Here is an 11,759-nt window from a genome sequence, read left to right as displayed (position 1 = left end):
ATAATCAAACAGAAACAGGCGTTCATCAAGTAATTGCAACAATAGATGGAGGTACTAATTATATCGGTCAAACATTAAACGCAGATTTAACAATTACAAAAGCATCGCAATCAATTGTTTGGAATCAAAATTTAATTATTGGTTGTAGTAATGAAACTACAATTCAATTAACAGCTCGTTCTTCTAGTGGTTTACCTATTATGTACAAATCGTCTAATGAATCTATAGCAAAGATAAACGGAGCAGAAGTTATTTTAATAGGAAATGGTTATGCTGAAATAACAGCATTTCAATTAGGAAACAATAATTTTTTATCATCAAATCAGATTACTCAAACTTTAAATCATAAACTAAATGGTATGATAAAACAGAAATGGGACAATATTTTGATTTTTGATAATAATAGCAATGATTTTGAAAAATGGCAATGGTACAAAAATGGAACGATAATAAGTGGAGCAATAGGTCAATATTATCAATCTCCACAAGCTCTTTCAGGTATTTATCATGTTATTGCAACGGATAAATCTGGAAATAAAATGGAAACTTGTCCGATATCTATTGTAGCAAATCAACATAAAGGAGGAGTTAAAGTTGTTCCAAATCCTGTACGTCAAGGAGAAATGTTTAATATAGTAGCAGATTATTCAGTAGAAGAATTAAAAGGAGCGTCGTTAGTGGTGATGGATTTAACAGGTAAAATATATAAAGAAATTATAAATGTTGAGTCAACTACAAAATTAAAAGCACCTTTAACTGCAAGTGTTTACATTGTTCATCTTTTCTTGAAAGATGGAAGAAAAGCAAGCACTAAAATGTTAGTAAATTAATTTGTTTAGAATAAGAAAACTAAAAAAGAACACATGAAATCATTAATCATAAAAATAGGATTTTGCTTAATTACTTTAGGAATATCAACTATTCAAGCTCAAGAATTTAGTGGAGTTATAAATACGGGGATTCAAGGATTAGATTTTAAAGTAAATAATGGAGGAAATGAATTAAAAATAGGAAGTAAAATAGGTGTTGGCTACACCTATTTTCTCAACCAACATTGGGGAATTGTTACTGGAGCTGAGTTAGGTTATTTTAAAAATCATTCAACACTAGACGATCGTACCTATTCTTCTTATCAAATAGATTCGGAAGGTGAAGCGTTTGATTATAGAGTAAAGACAAAAGGATATAAAGAAGAAAGTCATTTTTATTCGGCCAGTATTCCGTTGATGTTACAATATCGTACATTGGGAAATACACAATTTTATATAAATGGAGGAGGACGTGTTTATTTCCCATTTGCACAACAGACAAAAGTAGGTATTGATGAACTTAAAATGAGTGGTTATTACGCCGATTTAAATGTAGAATTAGTAGATATACCAAGCCATGGATTTGGAACATTAACCAATTGGAAAAGCGAATCTGAAACGAAGTTAAAAACAACATTTTCTTTAAGTGCAGAAACGGGCGTAAGTTTTAAAATATCAGATAAAATCCGTTTATATACAGGTTTATATATAGATTATGGATTGAGTAATTTACAAAATAAAAATCAATTGCAAACAGATGTACCGTTGGTTAATTATAATGCAGAGAATAATGCAGAGAATCAACCAAATGGAATTATTCAAACATCAAATGCAATAGATCGGGCAAAACTATTAGCCTATGGATTTCAAGTAAGAATTGGTTTTGGAAGAGATAAACAAAAAGAAATCATGGTTTCAGAATTACAAATAGAAACAATTCCAGTTGTAGAAGAAATGCATCCCGAAATAATAGTCGAGAAAGAATCAGAACTAGTTCAACAGAAAAAACTAATAACATCTCAGCAAGAGTTAGTTGAAGAACCGATTGTTTTTAATCGATTAGATAATCAATAGCGGTAGTGTTTCATATGTGTTGTTATTTCATAATGTATTTACTACAAGTTATTTAACAATAAAATAATCAAACCCGATAATGGAATACTATCTATTATCGGGTATTTTTATACCTTAAAACTACTAAAATCAATTCGTCTGATAACCTTGTGTATCAAATGTGTTGGTATCAAATTTTCGCATAAATTACATCTTAGAATATATGACAAAATCAACCTTTACTATTGAAAATCAACCAAAAATATGTTCCAATTGTTCCACTAAATTAATCAAATATGGTAGTACAAAGAGTGGCAAACAACGTTATAAATGTAAATCTTGTAACCAAGTCACTGTAGAAATTTATACATACAACTCCTATCTTTCAACAATCAATTGTAATATTATCCAATTAACCAAAGAAGGTTTAGGAATAAGAAGTACCGCTCGTTATTTACAAATCTCAACGACCACTTTACTCAAGCGAATTTTGCAAATTGCTCCCAAAATAATACAGCTGTATTATCTGCTATTTTAACCATCTATTTTTGGAGTTAAGACTCTAACAAAAAAATAGATAATACTTAACTTGGATATTCCTATCGCCTTAAGAAGCCATAAAGTGCTATTTTGTAAATTTTAGTCTAAAAAAGTGTAAATTATTTTTAAAAAATCTAAAAAATTACAGTTTATCTAAAAACGTCAAAAATGACATCAAATGTTCGACTGAAATACCTGTCAGCCCGCGAAAGAGATTCTATCATTTAGAATCTCTTTTTTTTGTAAATCGGTAATATTTCAGATGTATTGTTATTTAATAGTCTACTGATAAGAAATGACTTAATAATAAAATTACTGTATTTGTGATGTTTGAAAAAAATACACATCTTAAACATTACCTTTATGTATTTTTAATCACTGAAAAGTTATATCTATTTTTCAGGGCGAGACAATTCTAAACCATCAACAATTGCTTTTTGTAAAATTTCACCCATTTTATTAAAGCTTTCGTATTCATTATTTTTATAAAATTTAGAAAATGAAGTTCTTAATTGCGCAATATTTTCAGGTTTCGAAATTGTGTCTTTTTTCATTATTTTAATCAAATCTTTGTAACGCTTAGTGCTATTTGCAATTCTCTTTGAAACTAATGATTTTTCTTCTTTCCTATATTGTTCCACCGAATTAGATTTTAATCGATTACTTACCATATCCACCATTTCTTTGTTCTCTTTGAAATATTGTGGACGATAAATTTTTAAATTTCCTTCATAACTCTGTTGATCAAAATCTATAGGACGAATGCGGTAAATAACTTGATCAAAATCGTGAATCGGAATAACAACATAATTATACGAACGCATATCGCCCAAAAGCCCTATAAAACAACGTTCGTTGAACTTTACAAACTCTTTTGCGATTTGATTTTTCTCTAAATCATTGCATTTTTCTAAATATTTTTTGATAAATACATCGCCCGGAATTCCTAAAATATGCTCTTCAATTAAGGTGTTTTTATACACCAAAAAATTAATACGATGAGGTGATAAAATCTCTTCTAATTCTAATCCATAAATTCGTGAAGCGTCCGCTTGTTTTATATAGAAATTAGTGTAATTATCGTTCAAAATATTACGAACACGAATACGAAAAGGTTTCGAATTTCCGAAAGTGCAATAATCAATAGAATCTACAGTCAAATAAGGTAAAGACTCTTCGTCTCCATCAGAATGGAGAAAAGTGTAAATTCTATTCAAACTATTTTCTATTTCCCTGTGCTCAGAATCGGAGTAATAAACACCCAACCAATGCGTGTCATTGCCTTCTTTATCTTCTAAAGCAACGCAATCAGAAAAACGTAGTAAATCATCATATTCAAGACTTGCCGTAGTTGTGCGTTGATACTTTTCTAAATAAAGATTAAGTTCATTATTAATCGGATAGATGGGTTTTCTAAACTCAATTTTTACATCTTTCATTTGACTAAAATTGATAAATATTTTCACGAATATACTTCGAAATAAATCATAATATTATATTTATTCGATTAATATTTATTACCTTAGAGAGAACATCTAAACTTACAAAAATGAATATTCAGGTCAGAAATTTGACACTTGAAGATTATAGTGATTTAACGGAATCGACAAAAGAAGCTTATCACAATCAGTTAGGAACTTGGACAGTTGACGAAATAAAAGAATTATTGGCGATTTTTCCACAAGGACAGTTTTGTGTTGAGGTTGATGGTAAAGTTGTGGCTTCTGCTTTGAGTATTATTATCAATACAAAAAAGACAAATATTGAATCAAATTATGATACAATTACGTCGAACGGAAAGTTCTTAAAACATGATCCAGATGGTGATGTAATGTATGGTATCGAAGTTTTTGTACATCCAAATTACCGTCAATTACGTTTAGGAAGACGTTTGTATGATGTAAGGAAAGAATTGTGCGAGGAAATGAATCTGAAATCTATTGTAGCAGGTGGACGCATTCCTAATTATTATAAATATTCTAAAGAATTATCTCCACGTCAATATATAGAAAAGGTAAAAAGTAAAGAAATTTATGATTCTACTTTAGCTTTTCAGCTTTCGAATGATTTTAATGTCAAAAAAATTCTTAAAAATTACTTGAAAGATGACAAAGAATCGCTAGAATATGCAACTTTATTAGAGTGGAATAATATTTATTATGAACCAGATTTAAAGTCGAATTCTCCAACAAAACGTACTATTCGTTTAGGATTGGTGCAATGGCAAATGCGATTGTTTGCAGGCTTGCAAGATTTTTATGATCAGGTAGAGTTTTTTGTAAATTCGGTAAGTGATTATGGTTCTGATTTTATCATGTTTCCAGAGTTTTTTAATTCTCCGTTGATGAGTCCTTATAATCATTTGAAAGAGATTGAAGCAATGCATCAATTAGCAACAATGACAGATGATATTGTGAAGAAAATTCAGGAATTTGCGATAACATATAACATCAATATTATTAGTGGATCTATGCCACATTTGAAAGATGGGAAATTGTATAATACCTCTTTTTTATGTCATCGTTCAGGAAAATTAGATTCGTACAGTAAAATACACATCACACCAAATGAGTTTAAATATTATGCTTTAAATGGAGGTGAAGAAATTAAGGTTTTTGATACAGATTGTGGTAAAGTAGGTTTATTGATTTGTTATGATGTCGAGTTTCCCGAATTGAGTAGAATTTTAGCTGATCAAGGAATGGAAATCTTATTTGTTCCTTTCATGACAGATACACAAAATGGATACACACGTGTGCGTTGTTGTGCCCAAGCTCGTGCAATAGAAAACGAATGTTACGTTGCAATTGCGGGTTCTGTAGGAAATTTACCTCGAGTAAATAATATGGATATTCAGTATTCTCAATCAGCAGTTTTTACTCCTTCAGACTTTTCTTTTCCAAATAATGGCGTAAAAGCGGAAGCGACACCAAATGCAGAAATGGTTTTAATTGCAGATGTAGATTTGTATTTATTGAAAGAATTACATGAATATGGAACTGTAAAAACAATGAAAGATAGGCGTAAAGATTTATATGAAGTGAAATTAATGAAATAAAAAAAACCTCCAACTTTGGGAGGTTTTATTTTAGTTCTTATTTCGTTGGTTGGACAAAATAAGGACATGAATCTAAACTTTTTCTTAGTTATAGACCTTAGGTTCGGTTAAGAATTATATTAAAATTATTATTTTATTTTTAATTAACAAAATAATAAATGATAAAAATCACAACTTTAACATTTATTAAATATGAATATAAGTGTCTATAGAGAATATTTGAATGAATTCTTTATGTGATTTATTCGGTACAAATTGATTAAAATAGATTTTTTTTCCGTTATTAGAAAAATGAGGAATTCCCGTTAATCTATTATTGAATAATTTAGCATCATATAATAGTTTAGATTTTTTTTCGGAAAGGCAACTTATTTTAATTTTTTCATCACTAAAAAATACCGCATACTTTCCGTCTTTAGAAATATTAAATGGAGAATCTATAGATTTTTCTAAAAAAGTATATTGATTTATTTTAAAATCATTCGTGTTCACTCCAAAAAGTTGAGTAATGTTCTGGTCATCTTCCATCAAAAAATAGATAATTTCTCCGTTTAGCGAAGAGCGTAACCAATGTCTAAAATTACTAATACCTTTCTCTGTAAATGTGATTCTTTTTTGTGTAATACATTTGGGGACATCGGGTAAATTTATCCTAGAGCCTTGTAGATTATCTGTTTCAGCAATCGTAATTTTATCAGGAATTATTGCAACATAAATTTCTGTTTTCAATTTTCCTTCTAAATTTCTTACATGTCCTTGAAAAGCAATATTGTTTGTTGTATTTATCCAACATTCATCAAATGCTTTTTCTATTTCATCACTTCCATTTTTAGGATTTGGAACAACTTTAGAAACAATCACAGAGAACATTTCACCATTGTTGTTTTCTAAGTTTTCATCTAAAGGAACTTCAACTTTTTCAGAAAACATAACACCTACAACACGTTGATCTTTTACATTAGAATTAATTTTAGCTTCTTGTTCTAATACAAAATCATTGTACGTAAAACTTATCCATTTACCATCCGACTTCCATAAATGCGAATGAGTACCGCCTCTTAATGCACCTTTTGTATATGGAGAAAAAATATTTCGGGCATCCATAAAAATAGGTTTTTCATCAATATTTAGATTAACAGAAACTCCTGTACGTCTTGTCGCGGAATAGGGATTTTCTTGATTTGCATTGCAAATTCCGTGAATAAATATAATTTTATTTTCTATAGGAGAAAAAGTCGCTGCGCCTACTCCAGGACCAAATTTTGACTGATTTTTTGTAGAATAAATCGTTTTAATTTCTAAGGTTTCGGTATTTAAAGTTTTAATGAATTGCGTTTCTCCAATTTTTGTGTCATCATTTCTGGTATCAAAAAGAAGATAATTTCCGTCGCGAGATTCTATTTGATTATGATGTAAAGTATGTCCATAATCATTAAAGGTGAGTTGATGTATTTTATTCATCATTAAATCAATGATATATTCAATTATAAGTAATTAATAAACGCTTTTTAAATGTAACTAACTGATTTTTAACTATAATTTTAACATTTCTTATATAGATGTGTTACAATATAGTACATTACCTTTGTGGCTTGATATGATAAAAACATATAATTTTTCTTCAATTAAGCAGTATTGTTTTTCTTAAGAAAATTTATGTTTTTGTAAATATAACATTAATATGAAAAAAAAAATATCTATTATTTATTTCTTTTTTGTTCTTTGTTCTAGCTTTTTACAAGCACAATCTACAAATACAATTTTTGAAGAAAATTTTGATAAATCTCTTACAAGAATTGGCTCTCAATATATACCACAAGGAGGAAAAGATTCTTCGTTAGGTACTTTCAATCATGGTTCAAGTTTTTACTACTTAGCGGACAAATATTTCCAGACAAGTCCCAATTCAGGTGGTGTTACACGTGCAACTGCAAATGAAAATGTTTATAATATAGACAACGGATATTATGCCGTTATTGCGCCTAAAAATATTTATGATTTTTCAACTGATGCTCCTGATGGTTTAGGTTACAAAGGTAATTGGTGGCGAAAAGTAACTAATCATACAGATTCTTCTGATGATGGCGCTGTACTAGTTGTAAATGGAGGATTAATTCTTAATCAATATTATCGTCGTTCTGTAACTCTAGAAAAAGGTAAAACATATAAATTTTCTGCTTGGTTTTTTATGAGTGGAAATAATAATGTTGCAGTACAATTTGAGGCTCAAACTTTAGGAACTGAGAATGTGATTGGAAATTCTGGTAGAATGGATATTGGTTATGAATCTAACAAATGGGTAAACAAGTCGTGGACATTCAAACTTGATGATAGCAGCGATTGTACAAATTTGGCAATGGCGCTAAGAAATGCTTATTCTGCAAACTCTGGTAACGATTTTTATGTTGATGATATTGTTTTAGAAGAAGTCGTAGATCCTAATGCTCCTGTTATTACATGTTCTGGTGCTCCTGCAATAGATGATTTTATCAAAGCAAATGATGATCAATTAACAGTTACAGAAACTCAGAATAAATTTGATATTATAACAAATGATAGTTACGAGAAAGTTGTGGGAGATGTACATCTTAATGGTTCTAACAAAAATTCTACAATATCAATACAAGATACATGGCCAGAAGGTGTAATTCTTAATCCAGATACAGGAGAAGTAACAGTAGGTAGCGATTATTTTCCACAAACAGATCCTTTGAAATATCAAATTTGTAATTTACTTGGAGAATGCTCTGAGGCAAAAATTACGATTACTGTTCCGTACTGTTATCAAAATCCAACATTAGGTACGCCTGAAGGAACAACAACGGTCGGTATTTCTACAAATACTTCTGTAGATAAAGCTTGGCCTAATAATATTCCGAATGGTTATATTAGTTTGGATTCGCCTTCCAAACCAATGGTTATTACAAGGACGATAGCTTCTAAAATAATGAATCCAATTGAAGGAATGATTATTTACGATACCGTAGATAAATGTGTGAAACTATACAATGGTTCAACTTGGCGATGTATCAAAAAAGCATGTAATAATTAAATAAGAAAATCATCATGAAAATATATATATATCTATTCTTGTTTGTTCTCGTAATAAACAAGGCAAATGCTCAGTTGATTATAGCAACGGATAATAATAACGTGCAAACTACAGAATCAACGCTTATTCAGTTTGAGGACGGTTATACAAAAGGAATTATTCTACCAGCAAATACACAAGTAACGACGAATCCTACAAACGGTTCTTTTACTTTTGATAAATCAGATAGAAAAGTAAAAATGTATGAAAATGATCAATGGGTATCTTTAACACCTACGGGAGATTCGGGAGCAATAATTACAACAAATTCTAATGATAATGGTGAAGGTGTAATTGTAGGAGCGGAAACTTCTACTGCCGAAGGCGTTTTAGTATTAGAATCTGATGATAGAGCATTGGTTTTACCACGTATAGATAATCCTGTAGTCAATGTAAATTCTCCTTATCCAGGTATGATAGCATACGATACAACATCGAAAACAATAGCAATTTTTGATGGAAAATTATGGAGCTTTTGGAAGTAAAATAATTTATTTAAAATAAATATATAATAGAAAAACCTCGAACATTGTTCGAGGTTTTTCTATTATGCGGACTGAAAAGGAGTCCAGTTGAACATTTGATGTCTTTTTTTGCATTTTTGGATATATTTAGATTATGAGTTAGAATATTTTTGATTTAATAATTTAAAATGACAAGTTTTGGCGCTATCGAAAATTACTTTTGTTATCTAAATTAAACTTAGATATGAAAAAAGACTTTTTTTTGACACGTTATGCATTAATCATAAAGCGATTAGAGAAATCAGCCTCAACTTATGAAGAAATAGAAGACTATCTACTAAATTCTTTTGAGTTTCAGGATGCAAATGTTAATACCTATTCTAAACGTACATTTCAACGAGATGTAAAAGCAATTCAGAATCTATTTAATTTAGAAATTATAAATGATCGCTCGAATCTATTTAAATATACCATCGTTTCTCGCCCAATAATGGAGGTAGATGAGTATAATCAACGTTTATTAGAATCTTATCAAATCATTAATACATTAAATGCTTACCCAGATTTTGAAGATTATGTATTTTTAGAATCCAGAAAACATCGTGGTATTAATTCTTTTTATGAATTGTTGTATGCAATTAGAAATAGAAAAGTTATTGAATTTTCTTATCACAATTTTCTTAAAAACACACATACAAAGCGTAAAGTTCATCCATTATTACTTAAAGAATCAAAAGATAGATGGTATTTGGTTGCTCTTGATAAAAAAGATGAGCAAGTAAAATGTTTTGGATTAGACCGAATATCTAATCTTTCTCTTTTTGATGCTACGTTCAAAAAATATGAAATGGATTTCAAGACTTATTTCAAATATGCGTTTGGTATTATTTGTTTTCAAAATCAAACACCATATCGTATCGTTTTAGAATGTAGTAATAATCAAAAAGAATACATCAAAAGTTTTCCATTACATGATTCACAAATTGTCTCAGAAGAACAAGAAGATAAATGTATTTTTGAGATGATGCTTTATCCGACGTATGATTTTATGCAAGAAATTTTGTCTTATGGTAAAGAAGTAAAAGTACTTGAGCCAGAGATTTTGATTAATCAAATAAAAGAACAATTAATTGCTTCTTGCAAAAATTATAATATTTTCTAAAAATAACAACTCTATATATTTATAATCGATGAAATCGTAGATAATTTAATTTATCGATGTTTTCATCGATTTTTATTTTAACTAGAATCCATTTTCACTACGACAACTTTTGGCACATACGAGATTTAGTTTTGTCTAAAATCACAAAAAATAAATTTTATGACAAATGATTATTTAAAAGATCTCGACGATTGGGACGAACAATCCCAGCAAATTTTGTTGTCTTTAGCCAAGAATGATGAATTCATATCGTTCGAAGAATTAGAAAAAGGAATTTTAAGAAAAGCCAAAAATCAGTTAAACAGTATCAAAACTAATCAATCTTTCCAAGAAATTTCTAACCAAATAGCGCTAGAAAGTCCGTTTGGAAAGAATAGTTTAATTTACAAACCAACGATAGAAGATTATGATGATTTAAACAAAGAATTTTATACAGATAGTATTGATTATGAATTATTAGCTAATGATTTGAGAAATAATTTATTAAAATCTACTAATTTTCTATTTGATTATCAAAAATATAAAAAAGATAGTCTAACAATTAGTCATTCTAATACGTTAGGTATTCCTATTGTACATGAAATAAAAGATAATTCAAGTGATCTTTATTTTGAGACAGGAATGCTGAACAAAAGGAAAAATTTGTTGAGTAATCGTTCCAAATATTATTTCGGAATTTATTCACATCATGATAAGATTATTTATAATCTCAATTTCATTTACAAAGATGGCGAAAATATTAATTTTAGAAAAGTTGAAAATAAGATTAGTGAGGAATTAACAGATTACGTTGTAAATGACGAATATATCGCGATTAAACTTTATACAAAAAACTCTGATGTTTACTTGAAATTTTTAGAAACTATATATGGTTCTGAAGACCGAGAGTATATGAAAAATAAAATAATTTTATACTACAAAGATTTCATTACAAATGGTAAAAACAATGCAGATATATTAGATTCTTTATACGAGAGTATTCCAGATTTTGTTTTAGAAAAATTATCTGATGAAGAGTTATGGAATGACCTTGTAACTTTATCTACTGCATCTATAAATAGAGTTGGAACTGATGAAAATGTATCAATTATTAATTTGTTGGGCGGAATTAAAAATTATACATGGTGGTACAATAAGATAAATGTTAATGCAAATGTTGTGCAACGATTATTAGAAAATTTCAGTAAACAATATCGAGATCAATTAATACAAATTTTTTCCACAATTGGAATTCATAATTGGACGAATAAAGAACTTGAAAAAGCTTGGAAATTTGATATAGATTACGAACGAGTTGAGGTAGATTATAAAGAAACTATCTATTATACGGGCTACGCTTATTACATAGAAGAAAAGAATAAATATGATGTTGGAACAGCTATTTTTCTTTACGAGAATTTTTCTCCTAACAGAAAATCCGAAATAAAAGATACTTTAGGATTACACAGTCCATTTGATGTTGTAAAAATTCCACTTGAAAAAAATAATTATTTATATGTTCCTTGTTTTGTTGCAGAATATTGACTCGTCCTGAAAAATAGATACATTTTTTGAGTGATTAAAAATACATAAATTAATCAGT

9 protein-coding genes and 1 pseudogene are annotated in these 11,759 nt (G+C 28.9%); 8 read left to right on the top strand and 2 right to left on the bottom strand.

Annotated features, from left to right (window positions below; translation table 11 throughout):
* The 3 genes and pseudogenes from RSC72_RS06475 to RSC72_RS15825 all read left to right on the top strand — a co-directional run.
* Positions 1–830, top strand: an 830-nt coding sequence (locus tag RSC72_RS06475; protein WP_332543724.1) for a hypothetical protein, incomplete at its 5' end; no start/stop codon positions are given.
* A gap of 33 nt (positions 831–863) precedes the next feature.
* Positions 864–1,883 (top strand): outer membrane beta-barrel protein, encoded by a 1,020-nt coding sequence (locus RSC72_RS06470; protein WP_332543725.1) that lies wholly within the window; start codon positions 864–866, stop codon positions 1,881–1,883.
* A 202-nt stretch (positions 1,884–2,085) separates the two neighbouring features.
* Positions 2,086–2,379 (top strand): annotated as a pseudogene (locus RSC72_RS15825) (transposase-like zinc-binding domain-containing protein); the annotation flags it as partial.
* Between the two features lie 415 nt (positions 2,380–2,794).
* On the opposite strand, the gene RSC72_RS06465 reads toward RSC72_RS15825, so the two are convergent.
* Positions 2,795–3,841, bottom strand: a complete 1,047-nt coding sequence (locus RSC72_RS06465) for a hypothetical protein (RefSeq protein ID WP_332543731.1) — start codon at positions 3,839–3,841, stop codon at positions 2,795–2,797.
* Between the two features lie 110 nt (positions 3,842–3,951).
* On the opposite strand from RSC72_RS06465, the gene RSC72_RS06460 reads away from it, so the two are divergent.
* Positions 3,952–5,460: a carbon-nitrogen hydrolase family protein gene (locus RSC72_RS06460; RefSeq protein ID WP_332578450.1), complete on the top strand. Its 1,509-nt coding sequence runs from the start codon at positions 3,952–3,954 to the stop codon at positions 5,458–5,460.
* Between the two features lie 186 nt (positions 5,461–5,646).
* On the opposite strand, the gene RSC72_RS06455 is transcribed toward RSC72_RS06460, so the two are convergent.
* On the bottom strand, positions 5,647–6,921 hold the full coding sequence (locus RSC72_RS06455) for a DUF3748 domain-containing protein (RefSeq protein ID WP_332578449.1): 1,275 nt from the start codon (positions 6,919–6,921) through the stop codon (positions 5,647–5,649).
* A gap of 220 nt (positions 6,922–7,141) precedes the next feature.
* On the opposite strand from RSC72_RS06455, the gene RSC72_RS06450 reads away from it, so the two are divergent.
* The 4 genes from RSC72_RS06450 to RSC72_RS06435 all read left to right on the top strand — a co-directional run bounded on the left by RSC72_RS06450 (position 7,142) and on the right by RSC72_RS06435 (position 11,701).
* A complete protein-coding gene (locus tag RSC72_RS06450) occupies positions 7,142–8,512 on the top strand; it encodes a hypothetical protein (RefSeq protein WP_332546940.1) in 1,371 nt (456 codons plus the stop codon).
* Positions 8,513–8,526: 14 nt separating this feature from the next.
* A complete protein-coding gene (locus RSC72_RS06445) occupies positions 8,527–9,036 on the top strand; it encodes a hypothetical protein (RefSeq protein ID WP_332546938.1) in 510 nt (169 codons plus the stop codon).
* A 223-nt stretch (positions 9,037–9,259) separates the two neighbouring features.
* Positions 9,260–10,177: a helix-turn-helix transcriptional regulator gene (locus RSC72_RS06440; RefSeq protein ID WP_332546937.1), complete on the top strand. Its 918-nt coding sequence runs from the start codon at positions 9,260–9,262 to the stop codon at positions 10,175–10,177.
* A 159-nt stretch (positions 10,178–10,336) separates the two neighbouring features.
* The gene (locus tag RSC72_RS06435; protein ID WP_332546935.1) at positions 10,337–11,701 is read left to right on the top strand and encodes a hypothetical protein; all 1,365 of its coding nucleotides are present in this window, start codon (positions 10,337–10,339) and stop codon (positions 11,699–11,701) included.
* Positions 11,702–11,759 lie beyond the last annotated feature (58 nt).

The organism is Algoriella sp. (assembly GCF_036647415.1).
Lineage (GTDB): Bacteria > Bacteroidota > Bacteroidia > Flavobacteriales > Weeksellaceae > Empedobacter.
This window is presented reverse-complemented; position numbering and strand designations above follow the sequence as displayed.

Coding starts and splice junctions, on each gene's coding strand:
- RSC72_RS06470 (WP_332543725.1), top strand. CDS start 864: ATGAAATCATTAATCATAAAAATAGGATTTTGCTTAATTACTTTAGGA.
- RSC72_RS06465 (WP_332543731.1), bottom strand. CDS start 3,841: ATGAAAGATGTAAAAATTGAGTTTAGAAAACCCATCTATCCGATTAAT.
- RSC72_RS06460 (WP_332578450.1), top strand. CDS start 3,952: ATGAATATTCAGGTCAGAAATTTGACACTTGAAGATTATAGTGATTTA.
- RSC72_RS06455 (WP_332578449.1), bottom strand. CDS start 6,921: ATGAATAAAATACATCAACTCACCTTTAATGATTATGGACATACTTTA.
- RSC72_RS06450 (WP_332546940.1), top strand. CDS start 7,142: ATGAAAAAAAAAATATCTATTATTTATTTCTTTTTTGTTCTTTGTTCT.
- RSC72_RS06445 (WP_332546938.1), top strand. CDS start 8,527: ATGAAAATATATATATATCTATTCTTGTTTGTTCTCGTAATAAACAAG.
- RSC72_RS06440 (WP_332546937.1), top strand. CDS start 9,260: ATGAAAAAAGACTTTTTTTTGACACGTTATGCATTAATCATAAAGCGA.
- RSC72_RS06435 (WP_332546935.1), top strand. CDS start 10,337: ATGACAAATGATTATTTAAAAGATCTCGACGATTGGGACGAACAATCC.